General features: G+C 66.6%; 17 protein-coding genes. 4 read left to right on the forward strand and 13 right to left on the reverse strand.

Annotation, left to right across the window (positions count from 1 at the left end):
- Window positions 1-481: 481 nt before the first annotated feature.
- The gene (locus tag N825_RS13610) at window positions 482-1120 is read left to right on the forward strand and encodes a DedA family protein (RefSeq protein WP_051512328.1); all 639 of its coding nucleotides are present in this window, start codon (window positions 482-484) and stop codon (window positions 1118-1120) included.
- Here N825_RS13610 and N825_RS13615 read toward each other — a convergent pair.
- The 3 genes from N825_RS13615 to N825_RS13625 are packed head-to-tail and all read right to left on the reverse strand — an operon-like array spanning window position 1074 to window position 2699.
- Window positions 1074-1409 (reverse strand): DUF3253 domain-containing protein, encoded by a 336-nt coding sequence (locus tag N825_RS13615; protein WP_157619166.1) that lies wholly within the window; start codon window positions 1407-1409, stop codon window positions 1074-1076. The genes N825_RS13610 and N825_RS13615 overlap by 47 nt on opposite strands.
- Window positions 1410-1434: 25 nt before the next feature.
- The gene (locus N825_RS13620) at window positions 1435-1767 is read right to left on the reverse strand and encodes a chaperone modulator CbpM (protein WP_037452569.1); all 333 of its coding nucleotides are present in this window, start codon (window positions 1765-1767) and stop codon (window positions 1435-1437) included.
- Window positions 1764-2699, reverse strand: a complete 936-nt coding sequence (locus N825_RS13625) for a DnaJ C-terminal domain-containing protein (protein WP_037452992.1) — start codon at window positions 2697-2699, stop codon at window positions 1764-1766. Before N825_RS13625 ends, N825_RS13620 begins: the two co-directional genes overlap by 4 nt.
- Window positions 2700-2904: 205 nt before the next feature.
- On the opposite strand from N825_RS13625, the gene N825_RS13630 reads away from it, so the two are divergent.
- Window positions 2905-3990: a S1C family serine protease gene (locus N825_RS13630; RefSeq protein ID WP_037452571.1), complete on the forward strand. Its 1086-nt coding sequence runs from the start codon at window positions 2905-2907 to the stop codon at window positions 3988-3990.
- A gap of 6 nt (window positions 3991-3996) precedes the next feature.
- On the opposite strand, the gene N825_RS13635 is transcribed toward N825_RS13630, so the two are convergent.
- From N825_RS13635 to N825_RS13655, 5 genes are all read right to left on the reverse strand, one after another.
- Window positions 3997-7440 carry a transcription-repair coupling factor gene (locus N825_RS13635; protein ID WP_051512330.1) on the reverse strand — a complete coding sequence of 1148 codons (3444 nt, stop codon included), beginning with the start codon at window positions 7438-7440 and terminating at the stop codon, window positions 3997-3999.
- A 167-nt stretch (window positions 7441-7607) separates the two neighbouring features.
- Entirely contained in the window at window positions 7608-8015 is a 408-nt protein-coding gene (locus tag N825_RS13640) for a response regulator (protein WP_037452573.1), read from the reverse strand.
- Between the two features lie 94 nt (window positions 8016-8109).
- Complete coding sequence (locus tag N825_RS13645; protein WP_051512331.1) at window positions 8110-10269, reverse strand: putative bifunctional diguanylate cyclase/phosphodiesterase; 2160 nt, start codon at window positions 10267-10269, stop codon at window positions 8110-8112.
- A gap of 162 nt (window positions 10270-10431) precedes the next feature.
- Complete coding sequence (gene mobB, locus N825_RS13650; RefSeq protein WP_037452576.1) at window positions 10432-10935, reverse strand: molybdopterin-guanine dinucleotide biosynthesis protein B; 504 nt, start codon at window positions 10933-10935, stop codon at window positions 10432-10434.
- A gap of 102 nt (window positions 10936-11037) precedes the next feature.
- On the reverse strand, window positions 11038-11256 hold the full coding sequence (locus tag N825_RS13655) for a hypothetical protein (protein WP_198038319.1): 219 nt from the start codon (window positions 11254-11256) through the stop codon (window positions 11038-11040).
- A 324-nt stretch (window positions 11257-11580) separates the two neighbouring features.
- Between N825_RS13655 and N825_RS13660 the strand changes: the two genes are divergently transcribed.
- Window positions 11581-12036 carry a YccF domain-containing protein gene (locus tag N825_RS13660; RefSeq protein WP_037452582.1) on the forward strand — a complete coding sequence of 152 codons (456 nt, stop codon included), beginning with the start codon at window positions 11581-11583 and terminating at the stop codon, window positions 12034-12036.
- Between the two features lie 63 nt (window positions 12037-12099).
- Here N825_RS13660 and N825_RS36500 read toward each other — a convergent pair whose 3' ends face one another.
- The gene (locus N825_RS36500; protein WP_051512332.1) at window positions 12100-12531 is read right to left on the reverse strand and encodes a PRC-barrel domain-containing protein; all 432 of its coding nucleotides are present in this window, start codon (window positions 12529-12531) and stop codon (window positions 12100-12102) included.
- 171 nt (window positions 12532-12702) lie between these two features.
- Here N825_RS36500 and N825_RS36505 point away from each other — a divergent pair, with 171 nt between their 5' ends.
- Window positions 12703-13497 carry an SEL1-like repeat protein gene (locus N825_RS36505; protein ID WP_157619168.1) on the forward strand — a complete coding sequence of 265 codons (795 nt, stop codon included), beginning with the start codon at window positions 12703-12705 and terminating at the stop codon, window positions 13495-13497.
- Window positions 13498-13518: 21 nt separating this feature from the next.
- Here the strand turns inward: N825_RS36505 and N825_RS13675 are convergent, their stop codons facing one another.
- The 4 genes from N825_RS13675 to N825_RS13690 form a co-directional block, all read right to left on the reverse strand.
- Window positions 13519-15681, reverse strand: a complete 2163-nt coding sequence (locus tag N825_RS13675; RefSeq protein ID WP_157619170.1) for an efflux RND transporter periplasmic adaptor subunit — start codon at window positions 15679-15681, stop codon at window positions 13519-13521.
- Complete coding sequence (locus tag N825_RS13680) at window positions 15678-17045, reverse strand: efflux RND transporter periplasmic adaptor subunit (RefSeq protein ID WP_037452584.1); 1368 nt, start codon at window positions 17043-17045, stop codon at window positions 15678-15680. The genes N825_RS13675 and N825_RS13680 overlap by 4 nt, the downstream gene beginning before the upstream one ends.
- Before the next feature lie 88 nt (window positions 17046-17133).
- Window positions 17134-17619: a hypothetical protein gene (locus N825_RS13685; protein ID WP_157619172.1), complete on the reverse strand. Its 486-nt coding sequence runs from the start codon at window positions 17617-17619 to the stop codon at window positions 17134-17136.
- Between the two features lie 122 nt (window positions 17620-17741).
- Window positions 17742-19517, reverse strand: coding sequence for a PHA/PHB synthase family protein (locus tag N825_RS13690; protein ID WP_037452590.1), 1776 nt, complete (start codon window positions 19515-19517; stop codon window positions 17742-17744).
- Window positions 19518-19568 lie beyond the last annotated feature (51 nt).

A 19568-nucleotide genomic window follows, 5' to 3' on the forward strand; every position in this document is an offset into this window, starting at 1 on the left:
CCGCCGCCTGCGCATCCCTTCTCAAAATCATCTACTTGTCAAAGATCCGGGGCACTTCTCAAAGTGCCGTTGTTCAAGGTCACCCTCGAACATTTCGCTTTTATAACTGGCTTACCGCATCGCGTCAACAGCTTTGAGAAGATTTTCTTTGGTCTTCGTCAGTCGTTGAGGCGAATACAGCGCCTATACAAGCGCCCCACTTGGTGCCGCTCAGTTGTTAACCGCGCCGTTCCGTGTGGGGAGGCGCCTTATAGGTGATTTTGGCTTGGCCTGTCCAGGACAAATTTCACCTCCTTCATTTTTTCGCGGCGTCATGTCCCGCGAAGGCATCCGATCATTGGTTGGCCAACCAAACAATCACGCATCAGCCCTATGATTGGCCAATGGAAACGCCTAGCTTCAAGGATGACAGAGGCGGTGACCCAGTTTCATCAGGATCGCCGCGCGGCTTCCGTGCCCAAGCACCCCATAGCGGACCCATATGGAAATCATCGAGCTGATAAACCGGTACGGCGACCTCTTCTATGGCGTCGTGGCCGTCTGGACTTTCCTGGAAGGAGAAACGATCGTGATCTTCTCGGGCATCGCCGCCCGGCAAGGCGCCCTCGATCTCATGACGCTGATCTCATGCGCCTGGATCGGCAGTTTCCTGGGCGATCAGATGTATTTCATGCTCGGCCGCCACGCCGGCACCCGCATGCTGAACCGCTATCCCCGCTGGCGTCCGGGAGTGGACAAGGCTTTGGGATTGCTGGAGAAATACAGCACCGCCTTCATCCTCAGCTTCCGCTTCGTCTATGGTGTCAGGAATTTCAGCTCGTTCGCCATGGGCATGAGCACGCTGTCATGGCGCCGTTTCGCGCTGCTGAACTTCTTCGCGGCCGGCATCTGGGCCGTCTGCTTCGCCGGAGCCGGATACGCGGCGGGAGCGGCCCTTCAGCAGGTGGCGGGAGAACTGGCGACCACCGTGTCGGTGGGATTGCTGTGCCTGTTCATTCTGGTGGGAGGCCTGCTCGGCCTGAGGTCGTGGCGGCGCAAGCGGGCGGTGGCGGCACCCGCCCTGATCGCAACCGTCAAGGAAGAGGCGCTTGCACTTTCCGGAGACGAACGACGCCCTTGAAGTTGTTCGGATCGACCGGCTCGCCCTTGCGCGTGATCTCCAACTGGCCCAGCCGGGCGAGGTGGATCGCCTGCTGGCGCACGGCGGTCAGGTATTTGTGCCAGCCGTCGGGCGACATGGTGGGCGTTTTGATATCCTTGTAGAAGGCCTGCGCGACCTCCTGGGGAGTCACGGATTTGCCGTCCGCGATCATCGCCAGGATGCGTTCGGTGATCGGGTCGGGCTTATGGGTCTTCTTGGCATCTTCGCTCATGGGCGCCGTCATAGCAGAAGCGCCGTCAAGCTCCAAGCGTGACCCTTGATCCAATCCAATCTCAATCCTCGGCCGCTTGGCGCTTGAGTTCCGCCGCGATGGCTCGCCGAACCTCCTCCGGCTGGGCGGACACGGCGTCGACCAGGTGCCTGACCCGGCGGCGCATGCCGTAGAGCTGGTCCATCAGGCCCAGGACGACCGGCATCGCCTCGTCGTCGATCGCCAGATCGTGCCGCATCTCGCAGATCAGCGTGACGCGGGCGACATCCAACTCGGTGAAGACATAGCCGCCACCCTCGTGGTGCGGCCGAACCCAACGCCGTTCGATCCAAAGGGTGAGATCCTGGCGGTCGACCCTTCCGACCGCCGCGAGCACCTGTTCAAGCGCCATCATCGGGATTGCTCCAGCGTATCACGGGGGTCTTGCGGGTGGCTGTCGTACCAGCGCCGGATGAATTCCTCCAACTCGGCATCCGACTGCCGGGGAAGAACGGGACGAACGGTGACGTATTGGTCGCCGCGGTCTCCTCCACCTGGCGCCCCCGCGCCCTTGCCCTTCAGCCGCAGCGTGGCGCCGTTGTCGGACCCCTTGGGGATCGTCATGGCGACCGTCCCGTCGATCGTCGGGACCCGGACCTTGCCGCCCAGCATCGCCTCCGCCAGCGTCACCGGCAGGTCGATCCGGATGTCGCGCCCATCCCGCCGGAACACCGGATGGGTTTCGACCTCGATCCTGATCAGCGCGTCGCCCGGCGGTCCTCCACCCAATCCGGGGCTCCCCTGCCCTTTCAGGCGAACCGTCTGACCGGTGTCGATGCCAGCCGGGATATCGACATCCAGCGTCCGGCCGTCCGGCAGGGTCAGGCGCTTGCGGGCGCCCTTGGCGGCGTCGATGAAGGAGACGCGCAAGGCGTAGCTGACATTGCCGCCCCGCATCCGGAAACCGCCCGCCGCACCGGATTGTCCGCTCCGCGCGCCACCGTGGCCGAACAGGTCGGCGAAGAAGCTCTCGGCGTCCTCGTTGTCGACGAAATGCTCGTCCGCCCCATATCTCCCGCCCCCACCGGCATCCGCGAAGCCGCGGTAGAAGCTGCGCGGCGTCTCCGCCCCCGTCGCGTCGATCTCACCCTTGTCGAAACGGGCGCGCTTCTCGGGATCGGACAGCAGCCCATAGGCGACCGAGATATCCTTGAACCGGTCTTCCGCGTCGGCTTTGCCGGGGTTGATGTCGGGATGGTACTTCTTCGCGAGCTTACGATAGGCCTTGCGGATATCGTCGTCGGAAGCGCTTTTGGAAAGTCCCAGGGTCTCGTATGGATCGGTCATGATCTGCACCGGCGCCAAGGAAGAAGTCGCCCCTCCATAACACGCCCGTTCCCGGATCTTCTCAAGGGCTCTTGGAACCATCGTCCCGCCGAAGGGACATGCCGCCTTTGCGCTTGACCACCGCGTGACGCACCCCCTTCTCTAGTATCCCGGCCTCCCACGCGCGGATGCTCCAAGGAACCGGGTTCGAAGCGGGAGAAGGTGGATGGGCGGTCAGCGATTTTGGCGGTACATGCTGATCTGGGCGTTGCTCGTCGCGACGATCTGGTTCGGCGACCGTTTCGTCCGGGGAGTCCTCCTGACGGCGAACGAGCCACGCGCGGTGACCGCCAGGGGATCGCTGTCCGAAGTTGAAAGATCGACGATCTCCCTGTTCGACACCACGGCACCGTCAGTCGTCTACATCTTCACCGACCGGGCCGAAGCGGCGGATGGGATCGGGATCCGGGAAACGCACGGCGCCGGTTCAGGCTTCATCTGGGACGCCGCGGGTCACGTCGTCACCAACCACCACGTGGTCGAGGGCGCCACCCGCGTCGCCGTCCGCCTGGACAGCGGCGAGGCGATACCGGCGCGGGTGATCGGCGTGGCGCCGAACAGCGACTTGGCCGTCCTCAAGCTGAACGAGAACCGCGCGTCGCTCCAGCCGATTCCTCTTGGAGCTTCCGCCGACCTCCGCATCGGCCAGTCGGTCTTCGCCATCGGCAACCCTTTCGGCCTGACCCGAAGCCTCAGCACGGGCGTGATCAGCGCGCTGGAGCGGCGGCTGCCGGTTGGAGGCGGCCGGGAGATCGTCGGCGTGATCCAGACCGACGCCGCGATCAACCCCGGCAACTCCGGCGGCCCCCTGCTGGACAGCGCCGGCCGGCTGATCGGAGTCAACACCGCCATCCTGTCGGGATCGGGAAGTTTCGCCGGGATCGGCTTCGCGGTGCCCGCCGACACCGTCAACAGGATCGTCCCGGCGCTGATCCGCCAAGGCCGGGTGCCCACACCCGGCATCGGCATCCGGGTCGCTCCGGAGCAAGCCGGCGCCCCCGTCGGCGTCGCCGGCGTGGTCATCGCCGAAGTGTTGCCGGGATCGGCGGCCGCCCGCGCCGGCCTGCGCGGCTTCGACGAGGGACGATCCAATGGCGACGTCATCACCCACGCGGCGGGACAACCGGTCGCCACGCTGGCGGACCTCGCGATCCAGCTGGAGCAGACCGGCGTCGGCCATTCGGTGACGCTGACCGTCTGGCGCGCGGGCCGCAGCTTCAAGGTCGACGTGGCCGTGATCGACATCTCCTGACCCGCCTCAAAGCTCCCTCAGTTCCTCCAGCAGGCCCCTCGCCGCGTCAAGCCGATCCGAGTCCTTCGTCTCGGCCAGCGGCACGACCACCTTGCCATCCTCCCGTGGGCGGGTGCCTTGATGGCGCTCCAGGAACGCCTGGAACCTCGCGGGGTCGCGCTGGGCCGCTTCCTGGCTCGCCTCCTGTCGGAAGGTGATCAGGGCGCCACGCGGCCCAACATCGATCTGCTCCACCCCGGCCTCCCTGCACAGACGCTTCAACTCGCCGAGTCCCAACAGCGTGCGGACCTCGGGCGGAACAGCGCCGCGCCGTGCCGCCAGATCCGCCGAGAACGCCTTCGCGGCCTCGGCGGTCTCCAGCGTCGCGATGGAGCGATAAAGCGCCATACGCTCGTCCAGATCGGCGACATAGCTTTCCGGGATCAGCACCGGCACGCCGAGCGAGATCCGCGGAGTCCAGGGTTCCTCGGGCTCTCGCCCAGCCCGCACTGCCTCGATCGCCTGGCGAAGCATCTCCTGGAACAGTTCGACGCCGACCGCGCGAATCGTGCCGGACTGCTCCTCCCCCAACAGATTGCCGCCGCCGCGCAGGTCGAGATCCTGACTGGCGACGCTGAACCCGACCCCCGGATCGGTGAGCGTGGAGATCGCGTCCAGGCGCCGGCGCGCCGCCTCCGACAGGTCCTTTTCGGACTCGACCGTCAACCAGGCATAGGCCCGGGCGCTGCCCCGCCCGACACGGCCGCGGAGCTGGTGGAGCTGCGCCAGACCGAACATATCGGCGCGGTGGACGATCAGCGTGTTGGCGTTGGGGATGTTCAGCCCCGCCTCGATGATGTTGGTCGCCAGCAGCACGTCGGCGCCGCCGCGCACGAAGTTGGTGATCGCGTCGTCCAGTTCGCCCGGCTCCATCTTGCCATGGGCGCGCGCCACCACCAGATCGGGCAGCATGGCGCCCAGACGATCGGCGACGAGGTCGAGATCGGCCAGCCGGGGACAGACATAGAAGCTCTGCCCGCCGCGCTCCCGCTCGCGCGTCAAGGCCTGTCGGATGACATCCCCATCATAGGCCAGCACACGGGTCCGCACCGGCTGGCGCTCCACCGGCGCCGTGCCGATCATGCTGAGGTCGCGCAGTCCCGCCAAGGCCAGTTGAAGCGTGCGGGGGATCGGCGTCGCCGTCATGGTCAGGACGTGGACGCCGTCGGCGGCTTCCTTCAATCGCTCCTTCTGCTTGACGCCCAGACGCTGCTCCTCATCCAGCACCAGCAGGCCAAGATCGGCGAAGTGCACGCCCTCGCTCAACAAAGCCTGTGTCCCGACCGCGATAAGAGCCTCACCGTCCGCGATCAACCGACGGGCCTCCCGCCGCTCCTCCGCGGAGCGGGAGCCGGTCAGTTCCGCGATCCCGATACCCGTTCCGGCGAAGCGGTCGCGGAACTCGTCGGCGTGCTGCCGCGCCAGCGGTGTGGTCGGCGCCACCACCGCGACTTGACGGCCGCATGAGGCGACCGCGAAGGCCGCCCGCAACGCCACCTCCGTCTTGCCGAAACCGACATCGCCGACGACCAGCCGGTCCATCACCTTGCCGGAGGCCAAGTCGGCCAGGACATCGTCGATCGCCGCCTGCTGGTCCTCCGTCTCGGTGTAGGGGAACCGGCTCTTGAACCGGCGATAGGCCGCCACCTTGGGCACGATCGGTTCGACCATGGCGAGCGACCGCTTGGCCGCCGTCGCCATCAGGTCACGCGCCGCGTCACGCAGGATCTCGCGGATGCGCTCCAGCCGATTGGCCCAAGCGGCACCGCCCAGCTTGTCCAACTGGATGGTCTCGCCCGGCGTTCCGAAGCGCGACAGCAGGTCCATGTTCTCGACCGGAACGAACAGCTTGTCGCCCTGGCGGTAAGTCAGGCGGAGGCAATCATGTGGGGCGTCGCCGGCGTTTAGCGTCTCCAGACCCTCGCACAAGCCGACGCCATGTTCCGCGTGGACGACGAGGTCGCCGACCGTGACCGGCTCCATGCCGGACAGCGGATCGCCGGGCTGGCCTCCGCCCGGCTCAGCGGCTATCCGCCGCTCCGACTTGATGATGTCGGCTCGCGCGATGACGTGGAGATCGCCGATGGCGAATCCCCGAGCGACCGGCAAGGTCGCCACGGTCAGCCTGTCGACCTCTCCGAAGGTCTCGGCCGAAGGCAGGTCGGGTAGGCCGACGCGGCGCTTCAGGGCCGCGTGCTGGACATCCCGCTCGACCGCGAAGATGACGCGGGCACCGCTTTCACGCAGGTATTCCACATGGTCCGCCAAGGCCTTGGCGCCGTCGCCGCCGTCGCCGCCGTGGAAGAGCGGACCGGACCTGGCGCCGCCATCCGCCACGTCCTCCCCTTCCTCCGGAGGGGATGCCCGGAACAACGTCACCGCGCGCGGCTCCAGACAGGCATCCCAGTCAGCGGCGTCGAGGAAGACCCGCTCCGGCGGCAGCGGACGGTAGACCGGCAGATGGGCCTTTTCCGTGATGCCGCCGATCGTCCGGCTCGCCTGGAACGCGTCGGCGATCTGGTCCAGGTGATCGTCGCGGTCAACCTCGGCGCACTCGTCCAGCGTGACGGGGCAGCCCGGCAGGTACTCGCACAGGGTCTCTGTGGTACCGTGGAACAGGGGCAGCCAGTGCTCGACGCCGTTCAAGCGCCTGCCCTGCACGACCGCGGCGAGCAGCGGGTCGTTGCCCTCGGGCTTGCCGAACAGTTCCACGTAGTTGGCCTGGAAGCGCGCGATGCCGTCGTCGGTCAACGCGACCTCCGACATCGGCGGCAGGTCCAGCCGCTCCAACTCGACACCCCCCGGCTGTTCCCAAACCGCGTCCAGCCCATCATTGATCAGGTCGAGCGTGATGGATCGACGGGCCCCTGGCGGCAGGATCTCCACCCGGTCGTCGTCCCACAGGAAGTCTCCCGGATCCCGCACCGCCTCGGCGGGGGCATAGCCGTTCCGCAACAGGAAGCGCCGAAGCGGTTCCTCGACAGCGTCACCGGGAACCGCCCGGAAGGTCGCCGCCTCCAACGCGCCTTGCGGCGGCAGCCTGCGCAGGAACCCCGCCGCCGTGACCAGCACCACTCTGGGGCCCTCGGCGGGCCGCCCCAGCTTGAGCAGGGTGTCGACCCGGCGCGCCGCGACCTTCGCCGACACCGAGCGCCGTTCATAGGGCGCGCAGTCCCAGGCCAGCAGCGGCAGCACCTCCACATCGGGCGCGAAGAACGCCAGCGCGCGCCTCAGCCGCGCGAGGTGCCGGGCATCCCGGGCGATGTGGAGCAGCGTGCCCGATGGCGCGCGTCGGACCAAATCGCCCAGCAACAAGGCGTCGCAGCCCTCTGGGGCGCCCGCGACGACCCGGCGGCACGCCCGGTCCAGCGCCAACTCCGGGACGAGCCGGGAAACAAGGTTATCATCCATGGGTGAGACGGATCTGTTATGGATCGAAAGAGTGAGGTGTGGCGCGGCAGGACCGTGACAACAGGCCATTCGCGATCATCGTTCCCGCGACCGCATCCCCGCCAATCGGGCCCGCGCGGGACCAGCCAGACGCAATCAGAACCGTCAATCCCAAGGATGGGCTGGGATCAGGTCGCCGGGACCAAATCGGCGCTCGCCGTCCTGGCCACCGATCGGATGGCGTCCAGCATGGGCCGACCATCGCCGCCCTTGGTCAAGTATCGCTTGGCGCCCGCGTCATAGGCCGACTGGGCCGTGTCCAAGTCGCTGAAACCGCTGAACACGATCACCGGCACCTCGGGATGGGAAACGGTCAGCTCGCGGAGCGCCGCCAGCGGCTCCTTGCCCGGCATGTTGAGGTCGAGCAGGACGGCATCCGGCTTGAGCTTGGCGACGGTGTCCACCAAGGCGTCGGCCCGGTAGAGGCAGCCGACGCAACTCATGTCGGACGCGGCGTCGATCGTCGCTTGCGTCGCCATCATGATGATCGCGTTGTCATCGACGCACAGTACCTTGATCGGGTGGCACCCCACCATTCGAGCCTCTCGTTCGTACAGATCCTTCTATCCACTTGAGATAAACGGATGGATGCGGAGAAGCAAGCCGGACACCGGTCGGGCCCCCCCGATTTCAGGCATATGACGACAGCCCGGCCAGCAGCTTCAGAAGGTCTGGTCCCGGAACCGGACGGCTGAACAGATAACCCTGGATCTCATCGCAACCAAGCCGCCGCAAGTGCGCCAATTGCTGCTCGGTCTCGACGCCCTCGGCGACGATCCTGCGCGACATGGAGTGCCCCATGTCGATCACCGCCCTCACGATCTCCGCGTCCTCGGCACCCGTGGCGATGTCCGTGATCAGGGAACGATCGATCTTGATGGTATGGAGCGGCATCAACTTGATGTAGCTGAGCGAGGAATATCCCGTCCCGAAATCATCCAGCGCCAGATGGACGCCCATGCCCGCCAGTTCGTGGAGGACCAGGACGACCTCGTCGCTGTCCTTCATCAAGACGGTTTCGGTGATCTCCAACTCGATGTCGGACGGCCGTAGTCCCGTCCGACGCAGTATGTCGAGCAGCGTGGCTGGAAAGGTCGGACGGATCTGCCGGACGGACAGGTTGATCGCCATCCTGACATCCATCACGCCCCGGTCGATCAGGGCCCGGCGCTGACGACAGGCGTTCTCCAGGACCCACTCACCGACCTGGTTGATCAGGCCGGTCTCCTCCAGCACCGGCACGAAGTCGGCGGGCGAGACATTGCCAAGCTCGGCGCTGCGCCAGCGCAGCAGCGCTTCGCAGCCGCAGACGGTCCAGCTCTTGACATCGACCTTGGGCTGGAAGACCAGGGAGAACTCATCCCGCTCCAGCGCCCGCCCCAAGCCGGACTTCATGGCGACACGGGTGTTGACGACGACGTCCAGGTCGGGCGTGTAGAAACACTTGTGCGACGAGCCCTCCTCGCGGGCGCTCCACAAGGCGGCGTCGGCCTTCCTCATCAAGGCCTCGGGATCGAGCCCATCATTGGGAAAGCACGTGATCCCCAGCGCTGGCGACAGCGTGATCTCGACACCATCGACCTTGATCGGAGCGTCGAACGCGGCCATCAGCCTATCGGCCATCATCCCGATGCGGGCCGGCTTGTCCAAGCTCGCGGCCAGCACGCCGAACTCCGCGCCCTCCAGACGCGCCAGCGTGTCACTGGCCCGCAGACACCCCGCGAGCCGACGCCCGGCCTCTTGGATCACCCGGTCGCCCGCCGCGCGGCCCAGGCTGTCTATGACCATCCGAAAGCCCAGGAGGTCGATCAGCAGCATCCCGCCGTTTCCATGGTCTTGGGCGCGTTCCTCCACGGCCAGCGTCAACCGCTCCGTGAACAGGGTCCGGTTCGGCAGGAGCGTCAGCGCGTCGTACAGCGACTGGCGCCGGATCAGGGTCTCGAAATGGGATCGTTCGGTGATGTCGCGGGCTATCGCGACGAAGACCGGCGGCGTTTCGTTCCGAAGCAGCTGCAACCGCCCTTCGACTTGATAAGTCGTGCCGTCGCGCCGCTGATAGACCGTCGCGTAGCTGATCTCGTCCATCGTGCCGTCCTGGAGGGGACGGAGCAGTTCGCCGAACTCCTCCTCGGTGAACTCGAAGCGCAGATCCGCCGGGGTCATGCCGAGCAATTCCTCGGACGAGTATCCCAGGTTCTCGCGCGCCTGGCGGTTGACCAGGACGAAGCGGTGGTCCTCGGCGTTGAAGACGAAGATCTCGTTGATGGATTGTTCGATGATGCGGCCGAAGCGGGCCGTCTGCTGCTCGACCCGGGTGCGCTCGGTGATGTCGCGCAGCACGACCACATAGGCGCCGCCGCCCGTGAAGGCGACCCAGGCGATCGAGGCCTCGGCCGGGAACTCGGTCCCATCGCGCCTGACGCCGGCGATCTGGCGTCGCTCTCCCATCAGCCTGGAGCCATGGGATTGATGGCGGAAGTCGCTCATCTGGCCATCATGTCCGGCGCGGAAGCGTTCCGGCAGCAGCATGTCGACGCGCTTGCCGATGACATCGGCGGTCTCGTACTGGAAGATCCGCTCCGCCGCCCGGTTGAACAGGACTATCTGGAAAGCCTCGTTGATCACCACGAAGGCGTCGCCCGCCAGATCGAGGATCGCGTAGAGCGGGCTGGATTGCAGCGAGGGTTCCGTTCTCAGCAAGGCCTTGAAGACGGCGATCGAAGCCGGATCTTCCGTTACCGGACCTTGGGGGTCATTCCCTCGACAGCCAATGTCCGACAGGAACGTCATTCGCATCTCCTCGCGTGCGGTACGCCATGCCGGAGTCGTCACAACCATTCGGACGCAATGCGGCCACCACGCTCATATGATACGAGCAGTCCCGCGAGGGTCAATGGTTTCGATGGTGACACGAATCAGCCAATGCGCGCGAAACCAGCGTATCGACGGGCATTATCTCGGATTTATACCGCACTGCGTCACTACGAAGCGGGCTATGGCGGCCGGGTAATTGAGGTCGAGCACCGGAACGGCCACTTCGGGAACGGCGTCGTCGCAGGCGACCGCCACGACGGTCGGATCCTCGAGCGCCAGCAACGGCTTGCCGGTGGAGCGCCGGAAGACTTCCAGCTTGGGATGGGGCGAGCGCTTGAAACCCTCGATCAGCAGGAGATCGACCGGTGTCATGTGACCGACGAGTTCCTCGATCGAAGGCTCCGGATCACCCCGGTTCTCGTGCATCAGCGCCCAACGATTGGCCGACGTGATCAGGACCTCGGTCGCACCCGCCGCCCGGTGGTTGAAAGAATCCTTGCCGGGCTGATCGACGTCGAAGGCATGATGGGCGTGTTTCATGGTCGAGACACGAAGTCCCAAGGCGGTCAATTCGGGTACGAGCCTGACCATCAGGGTCGTCTTGCCGCTGCCGCTCCAACCTGCGATGCCAAATATTTCCATGATGCGTCCATTGCCACGACCGGGTCCCACGACCGGGCCGCAGCTTAGGACGATACCTGCCGGTCCGCCATGCCGAAGCTTACCCACGCACGGTAAAGTCGATCAGGCGGCCAGCCCGATCAAGCCGCTACTGTCGCCCTCCGCGGCGGCATCGGCGCGGCCTCGCACCGCACGGTGCCGCTGATCGACGAACTCGCGGAACAAGCCCTTGTCAGCCAGGATTTCCTGGGCGCGGGCGGCCTTGCGGGGATCGGGGTTACCTGAGAGGCGGCGCAGCGTGTTGGCCGCGATCCTAAACTCGACAGCGAGATTGCGCGTCATCATCACATCCTTTCGAATTCTCTTTTCAGAGGCGGATGGACGATGAGAAAACGCCCAGCCGCCTAGCTAGTCGGACCGTTGTCGCTCACGCGAAACTCCAAGGTAGGGTGCGGACATGGCGGCCGTGGCCACCAGTCGTCGCACGGATGAACAGACAACTAGGCGTTTTCGTTCATCGGCGCAACCGGCTTCAGCTGTTTTCCCACCGATCTTTCGGCTTAGCCGGGCATGTGTGGCCAAGACGGGACAGGATCATCCGCCCGAACGCGTCGCCATGGAAACGGGCGAATTCCTCCCCATATCAGCGCCCGAAGGAGAGTTTTCATGAACCTTATCAGCCTGATCCTGAACATCCTCTGGATCATCACGGGCGGCATCTGGATGGCGGTGGCGTGGCTGTTCGCCGCGGTCATCATGGCCATCACCATCATTGGTCTTCCCTGGGCGCGATCGGCGCTCAACATCGCCAGCTACACGCTGATGCCCTTCGGCCGCAGCGCGGTGTCGCGCGACGAGTGGGACGGCAGGGAGGACCTTGGCACCAGCCCGCTGGGCTTTCTCGGCAACCTGATCTGGTTCGTCCTGGCGGGTTGGTGGCTGGCGCTCGGCCATGTCCTGACCGCGGTGGCGTTGGCGCTGACCATCGTCGGCATTCCCTTCGCCTGGGCGCACCTGAAGCTGGCGATCATCTCGCTCTGGCCGATCGGCAAGCGGATCGTGTCGAACGAGGAGGTCGAGGAGCGGGCCCGCGCCGATTACAGGGTGCCGGGAACCCTGTGACCGGCGCCCCCTTGAGCGGCTGACCTTGAGCGGCTGGGAGCCCAAAGTCCACCGCGAAGGGCTCTAGCGCAACGGGCGGATTTCCGAGTCGATCCCGGCGGCCGCCGGGGTGTCGGGATCGTAACGCTGGGTCTGCTCGAGCTGTTCGCGGGTCTTGTCGATCACCGCCCGGTCGCCGCCCGCGTCCAGGGCCACGTCCGTCCACGGCACCGCGACACGCCGCTCACCAAGGCCGAGCACGCCGCCCCACTCGAGCACCACGTAGTCGACCCGCCCGTCGGGCGCCACCAGCAGGTTCTCGATCTTGCCGACCTTGCGGCCATCGGCGGCGACGGCATCCGTGCCGATCAGGCGATCGACCTCGTTGACGGTGGCCAGCGGCCCCTCGACCTTGGGGAGCCCCTCATGGGTCATCGGATTGTTGACGTTCTGGGCCATGGCCGGTGCCGCGGCGGCCAGGAAGCAAGTGGCGGCGAGGGTTAAGACTGTGCGCATTTTGGGCCTCCTGAGGCTTTGACTGGAGTTTTCCAAAGGCAACCCCAAAGCGGACGGATAGGTTCCTGGACGGTCAGCCATGCGCCGCGCTCCTGTTGATTAACCAAACTTCAAAACAGTTGGCCCATCATGCGCTTAGTATCCTCACTCGCGCATGCTTGGACCCCGAAGATGCCCACCCCCCGTCGCTGGCGCTTCCTCTCCCTGGTACTTCCGCTCATGATCCCGGCGGGCTCGCTGGCCGCTCCCTCGGCGGCGGTCGCGCGGGCGCCTGAAACCGCCACCGTGCTCGAAGCCATGGATTCTGGAACGGTCCCACGCGCCGCCGTCGAGGCGCTGCTCGCCAAAGCGACGGCGGGAGACACGGAGGCGGCGGCGGTCGCCGGACGTTTGTTCGACCGCGCCCTCGGCGTTCGCTGGGACCCGCCGACGGCACTCCGCTGGTACACCGCGGCGGCCTTGGGCGGCAGCGACTCCGCCATCCGCGAGGCGCAACGGCTCTGGCGCGGCATGCCGCCGGTCAGCCAGCGGCGCGCCGAAGCCCTGCTCGCGCGTTACTTCACCGATACGGAACTGGCGTCGATCAAGATCGGACCGGTTCGTCGCCCCACCACCCAGCGGAGTTGGATGACCCACTTGAACGGGGCGGAATTCCCGGTGGCGCCGCCGCAAACCCCCGTCATCGCGACAACTCCGGCCGTCGCGGTCGCCACCATCCCCCTGCTGCCGTCATCGGCGCCCACGCCGCCAGCCATTGCCGCACCGCCGATCACTCCGGCGGCCATCCCGCCGGCTCCAGCGTCCGCCATCGCGCCGGCCGCCATAACCGCGCCGCCGCCTGTGGTATTGGCGCCGGAAGCCAGGATCCCGCGCCCCGCCGTGAAGCCGTCGCAGCCGGGCCCCATCCACGACTCCGTGGTGGTGGCGTCGAACACCCCGGTTCCGGGCGTCAAGCCGAAGCGCTGACGCCCGGAACCGGCATTCGAGCTAGAAACCGCTCTCGCGGACCAGCACGCCGACGCCGGCCCGCCATGTCCGGGCGATCAGGCTCTCGCGCTCGCCATTCAGCAGGACCCGGCCACGCTGGACCCGCGCGGGCGCGGGCAACCCGCCATCGGGCCGTATCAACACGCGATAGACAGGACTTTCCGGAATCAGGGCGCCTTCGGGCCCGCGCGCGTCACGGACCGCCACGTCGCCGCCATTGACCGATGCCAAGGTGGGCTCCGGCAGGGTCCGGCTGCTGCCATCGTCGATCGAGATCACCTTGCCGGTCACCGACGCGATGTCGAGATCATCGGGATGGAAGGTGCCCGAGGTCCCCACCGCGATCCGAGCCAGATCCGCCTCGCCGACATAGGCCTCGATGATGCCCGACGCGGGATCGACCACGGTCGCCAGTTCCGTGTTCGCCTTCAGCCACTCCCCCGTCCGAAGCGGGTCCGCCAGTTCCACGACCCGTCCGCTCATCGGTGCCGTCAGGACCAGCTTATCCAGTTCGGTCCTGTGGCCCGCCGCCTGCGCCATGGCCCCCTCCAACTCGCGCCATGAGACCTGGTTGCGTTCCAGCAGGTCGCGGCTCATGCCCTGGAACTGGACCTGCCAGCGCGAGACCTGGACGCGCCGTTCCGCCTGGGCCAGATCGTGATCCAGATCGGGCGAGTCGAAGCGGAACAGCATGTCTCCGGCGGTGACCAGCTGCCCGATCCGGACGCCGACCTCGGCGAGGCGCGCTCCCCTCGGCGTGAACAGCTTCAATTGTTGTTCCGCGCGGAGCACGGCCGCCGCCGGGATCGCGCTGCGCCAGGGGACCAGCACCAGCGCCACGACGCAGCACAACCCGAGCAATGTCGCGACGCTGTTGCGGTTGACGTGGACTTTGTCCCGCCCCATGACCCACTCCCGAAGTTCGCTCCAGATCGGACGCGCGATGAACCAGACCATCTCCACCATCATCAGGAAGATGCCGAGCAGCTTGAAGAACAGGTGATAGACCAGCAGCGCGATGCCGAGGAACAGGAAGAACCGGTAGATCCAGGTGCAGAACGCGTAGGCGATCAGGACGCGCCGGGTATGGTCAGGCAGGCGTTCCGGCACTGGGTCGCCCAGGCCGAACAGCAGTTCCCGCAATCTCCAGCGCGCCAAGGCGAATGAGCGGTCCTGGAGATTGGGAATGTCCAGGTAGTCGGAGAGCAGGTAGTAGCCATCGAACCGCATGAACGGGTTCAGGTTGATCACCAGCGTCAACAGCCAGGTGCTGGTCGCCAGCAGGAACGCGGCACTCCGCGCCGGACCATCCGGCAGGAAGCTCCAGGCGAGTGTCGCCACCGCCGCGAGCGCCAATTCGGCGGCCATTCCCGCCGCCCCGATCTCCAGCCTATGGCGCCGGGACGGCAGCTTCCAGGCCTCGCTGGTGTCGGTGTAGAGGACGGGCCACATCACCAGGAACGCGACACCCATGGTCGGCACGCGGCAGCCCCGGCGGCGGGCGGTGAAGGCGTGCCCAAGCTCGTGCAGGATCTTGGCGCCAGTCAGCGCCAGGGCGGAGAGCGCCGCCCCCTCCAGGGAGAAGAAATGCGGGAAGGTCGCCAGGAAAGCGTCCCACTGCCGCATCACCAGATAGCCGCCGGTCAGCGCCATCAGCAGAACCGCCACCAGGAACCCCCTGGTGAAGACCCAGCCAACCATGGGCAGCGCGGCTTTGAGGAAACGCTCCGGCCGCACCAGCGGCACGCGGATGAACAGGTAGTTCTTCAAGAGCCACTTGGCCGGTCCGACGCGGATCGACGCCGCCTGCCGTGTCAGCCTTTCCAGCGCCGCTTCGCCGCGCGCCTGCAGCAGGTTGCAGGACATTAGGAATCGCGCGACCAGTTCGACATGCGACACGGCCGCGTCCAGCGTGGTCGACCGGCGGATGTCGGCGGCGATCTCCTCCATGTCGCCCGCTTCCCACCGGGACAGGATCTCGAACTCCAGCCAGCCGATCCGATAGAAGCGGTTGTTGGCGGGGTCGTGCAGGGTCCAGGTCGGGGACCCCTCCGCCGTGACCGGGCCGGCGTGAAGCGTCAGCTCCTCGCGGAGCGGCAGCAAACGGGCCGGCGGCGCCGGCGCCCCCGCCATCTGGCCCCCCATTTGAACGGCGGCGGTCACAGGCCGATCCGCTGGCGGAGCGCCGCGAGCGGCCGCCGCATGACGTAGTAGAACAGCGTCGTCTCCTCGCCACGGACCTTGGCGATGCCCTTCATGCCGATGCGCGGCGGCGTGACGCCCTCGGCGAAGTCCGCCTTGAGCCGGTAGGCCAGCCCCCCCTCGGGCGTCGGGTTCGCCTGATAGCTGGCGAAGCTCAAAGCGCCGTCGATCGGGTGCTGCGGATCGACGTTGAGGAACAAGGTGACCTCGGAGTCCCGTTCCAGCGCGATGGCGTCGGCGACCGGCAGGTGGATCTCGATCTCGGCCTCGCCCGGGTCGGCCACGATCAGGATGCGCTCGCCGATGGTGACCGGCTTGCCGATCCAGTCGTTGACGTCGTCGAAGATCACGATGCCACCCCGCGGCGCCCTGATCTCGATCCGCTGCGACAGGCCCTCCAGGTAGACGACCTCCGCCGCGTTCTGCTCCATCCGCCCCTGCAGGATCGCGAGGCTGGTCTTGCTGCGGGGATCGAACACGGCCTGCTGCGCCGCCTGACGATACTCCGCCTCGCTGACCTCGTGCGCCTTCCGCGCGACGTCCAACCGGTTCTGGAGACGGGCGGCGTCGAGTGCCAGCAGCACCTGTCCCTCCGCCACGATCTGATTGGGCCGGACCTCGAAGCGGTCGACCACGCCGTCGATCGAGGCGCGCACCACCACGGGCTCCCGCGGGATCACCTCGGCCGGTGCCAGCACGGACTGGCGAACGGGCAGCCAGCACAGCCCCACCGCGACCGCCAGGGCCAGCAGTCCAAGCTTGCCCTTGCGCCGGTGCAGCCAGGAAAGCCGGTCGGGTCGGCGGCGCGCCAGCAAGGCCGCCCAGGAATGCGCGTAGGAATCGGCCAGATAGGCCATCAGGTGACGGTCGTGATCGGTCCAGGGCTCATCCCGAACCAGGAACAGGCATCCAAGGTTCCGGTCACCGATCTTGCTCCCGGCCTCGCCACCGAAATCATGGAGCGGGATGCGAAGCGCGTGCGGCGGCAGCCATTCACCCCACTCGCCACCCTCCCCCGGTGGGACACCCGAGGCGTCGATCGCCTCGATGCCCTCGCGTCCTTCGAGGTGCCTCAGCAGATCGGCCAGCCAGACCATGAACGGAGCGTTGGCGTCCGGCAGCGCCAAGCCGGATATGGCGGCGACCTTGCCACCCCCGCCGGGGGTGCGCCGCCACAGGATGGCCTGCCGATACCGTACCAGCGCGTGGGTCTCGTTGACGACGAGGAAGCCGAACTCCTCCACCGTCGCGGCGTGCCGGATGCGTTTTTCGAGCTGCACCAATCCGGTGACGCTGAGAAGCTGCCGGTTCAGAATGTCGTTCATCGGGTCCGTTCGACGCAGTGCCTTGGACCCAAAGTGTTAGGACGTTCTGGTTAAGAAACCCTGGACAATCGGCCGAGCCCCAACCTGCTCACCAGACGTTTATTCGCCCGTCGGCGCAGCGATAGTTGAACGGGCGCTGGTCCAGCGTCACGACACCTTCGAAAGGCCCCCCAGAGAACACGATCGATCCGGGACCGTAACGCTCCACCAAGCCATCGCCGACGGTTTGCTGACAGGTGCTCAGCACGACCAGCGGCGGTGCCGGCTGGTACAGGATCGGCGGGCCCGGAAGCAGCACGACGTCAGGCCCGCGGTAGCGCGGCGGGCCCGGCCGCCAGCGCGGTCCGACGGGAGGACTCCAGTAGCCGCGATCATGGAAACCGCCCCATGCCGGTCCCTCATATCGGGGACCATGGAACCTCGGTCCATCATATCGGGGACCACCGTAATGGGGGCCATCGCGATAATCCCAAGCCAAAGCCCCGCCGGACAGTCCACCCGCCAGAAGAACACCGGCCAGGAGGGCGGCACCCAGCTTCGCCCCCTTGATCCCAGCCGCCAACGCCCTTGTCATGTTTCCCGCAAGCTCCATGGCGTGGGCATCATCGCCCACGCTCCATGAACAGATCGGCACGCGCCATCATCCCCACAATACCGGCGCAATCCGATCTTTCAGCCGTATCCACCGCACGACCGTCAAGCCTGGAAGACATAGGTTCCCGGAGCGGCCCCAAGCCCTTCCGGCATCTCGGGATGAGCCACCATCCCCGGCGTTCCATGGTCGATCAGCCACGCGGACCAAGCGATCCACCACGATCCCTCGCGTCTCGGCGCGGTGGCGGCCCAAGTGTCCGGATCGACATAGCGGTCCTCCGGCTGGCGCGTCGCGATCTGGAAGGCGCGGCCGCGATGGCCGGGCTCGCTGACGATCCCGGCGTTGTGGCCTCCCGAGGTCAGCACGAAGGTCACCGGCGCGTCGGTCGGTAGGTTGATCTTGTAGACCGATCGCCACGGCGCGATGTGGTCGCGCGTGGTGCCGACCGCGAAGATCGGCGCCCGGATATCGCTCAAGGAAACGGGCCTGCCATCGACCAGGAACCGGCCGCCCATCAACTGGTTCTCCAGGAACAGGCGGCGGAGGTATTCCGAATGCATGCGATAAGGCATGCGGGTCTGGTCGGCGTTCCAGGACACCAGGTCGTTCGCCGCCTCCCGGCGGCCCTTCAGGTACTGCTCGACCTGACGCGACCAGATCAGGTCGTTGGACCGCAGGAGCTGGAAGGCTCCCGCCATCCGCGTGGTGTCGAGAAAGCCCTTGGTCCACATCATGTGTTCCAGGTAGGCGATCTGGCTGTCGTCGATGAAGACGGTCAACTCGCCGGCTTCGGTGAAATCGGTCTGCGCCGCCAGCAGGGTGACCGAAGCAAGTCGGTCGTCGCCATCCCGCGCCATGGCCGACGCCGCGATGCCGAGCAGGGTGCCGCCCAGGCAGTAGCCGCAGGCGTGGACCCGACGGCCCGGCGCGATCCCGCCGATCGCGTCCAGCGCCGCCATAACGCCCTCGGTGCGGTAGTCGTCCATCCCCAGATCGCGATCCTCCTCCGTCGGATTGCGCCAGGAGACCATGAACACGGTATGCCCCTGCCCGACCAGATACCGGACCAGCGAGTTCTCCGGCGACAGATCGAGGATGTAGTACTTCATGATCCAGGCCGGCACGATCAGAAGGGGTTCCGCATGGGTGCCCGGTATCGCCGGGGCGTATTGGATCAGCTCGATCAGGTGGTTGCGGAAGACGACACGGCCGGGAGTGACCGCGATCTCCTCGCCGACACGAAACGCCTCGACGCCGACCGGCGGCTGGTGGAGAAGCTGATGCTGGATGTCCTCCGCGAGATTACGGGTGCCGCGGATCAGGTTGACCCCGGATTCCAAAACGGTTCGGGACAGCACCTCGGGGTTGGTCGACAAGAAGTTGGACGGCGCGCGCCGATCCAGCCATTGCCGGGCCATGAAGTTGACTTGGCTCTCATGGCGCCGGCTCATTCCGGCGACGCCGGTCGTGGCGGCGTCCCACCACTCCTCCGTCAGCAGGAAGCCCTGGGCCATGGCGTTGAATGGCCAGAAGGACCACTCCCGCGCGCTGAACCGACGGTCGCCGGCGTGGGGCTGGACGACGGGCTCCGGCGAGCGGCCCATCGCGGCCCCCGAGGCGTACTCACCCCAACGCGCGAAGCCGCTGACCGCCTTCTGGGCCAGATCGATCCGCTTGGCCGGCGACGAGGCCAGATGCAGGGCCCAATCCATCCAGGCAAGCGTGACCGCCGCGGGGGAAACCCCGCCGGTCGCTTGGGCCAGCATAGCGTTCAACAGGTGATCCACGATCTCCAGGTCGCCCGCCAACTGGTCTCCCCGCTCCGGACAACCCGCCACCGGCACCTCGGGTTTCGCCTCGGCGCTCACGTCCACCATGTCAACTCCCCCTGGTCCCCGAACCGATGGGACCCATCAGGGCGATGGTCG

It is taken from the genome of Skermanella stibiiresistens SB22 (assembly GCF_000576635.1).
Lineage (GTDB): Bacteria > Pseudomonadota > Alphaproteobacteria > Azospirillales > Azospirillaceae > Skermanella > Skermanella stibiiresistens.

Coding starts and splice junctions, on each gene's coding strand:
- N825_RS13610 (WP_051512328.1), top strand. CDS start 482: ATGGAAATCATCGAGCTGATAAACCGGTACGGCGACCTCTTCTATGGC.
- N825_RS13620 (WP_037452569.1), bottom strand. CDS start 1,767: ATGATGGCGCTTGAACAGGTGCTCGCGGCGGTCGGAAGGGTCGACCGC.
- N825_RS13625 (WP_037452992.1), bottom strand. CDS start 2,699: ATGACCGATCCATACGAGACCCTGGGACTTTCCAAAAGCGCTTCCGAC.
- N825_RS13630 (WP_037452571.1), top strand. CDS start 2,905: ATGGGCGGTCAGCGATTTTGGCGGTACATGCTGATCTGGGCGTTGCTC.
- N825_RS13635 (WP_051512330.1), bottom strand. CDS start 7,440: ATGGATGATAACCTTGTTTCCCGGCTCGTCCCGGAGTTGGCGCTGGAC.
- N825_RS13640 (WP_037452573.1), bottom strand. CDS start 8,015: ATGGTGGGGTGCCACCCGATCAAGGTACTGTGCGTCGATGACAACGCG.
- N825_RS13645 (WP_051512331.1), bottom strand. CDS start 10,269: ATGACGTTCCTGTCGGACATTGGCTGTCGAGGGAATGACCCCCAAGGT.
- mobB (WP_037452576.1), bottom strand. CDS start 10,935: ATGGAAATATTTGGCATCGCAGGTTGGAGCGGCAGCGGCAAGACGACC.
- N825_RS13655 (WP_198038319.1), bottom strand. CDS start 11,256: ATGACGCGCAATCTCGCTGTCGAGTTTAGGATCGCGGCCAACACGCTG.
- N825_RS13660 (WP_037452582.1), top strand. CDS start 11,581: ATGAACCTTATCAGCCTGATCCTGAACATCCTCTGGATCATCACGGGC.
- N825_RS36500 (WP_051512332.1), bottom strand. CDS start 12,531: ATGCGCACAGTCTTAACCCTCGCCGCCACTTGCTTCCTGGCCGCCGCG.
- N825_RS36505 (WP_157619168.1), top strand. CDS start 12,703: ATGCCCACCCCCCGTCGCTGGCGCTTCCTCTCCCTGGTACTTCCGCTC.
- N825_RS13680 (WP_037452584.1), bottom strand. CDS start 17,045: ATGAACGACATTCTGAACCGGCAGCTTCTCAGCGTCACCGGATTGGTG.
- N825_RS13685 (WP_157619172.1), bottom strand. CDS start 17,619: ATGACAAGGGCGTTGGCGGCTGGGATCAAGGGGGCGAAGCTGGGTGCC.
- N825_RS13690 (WP_037452590.1), bottom strand. CDS start 19,517: ATGGTGGACGTGAGCGCCGAGGCGAAACCCGAGGTGCCGGTGGCGGGT.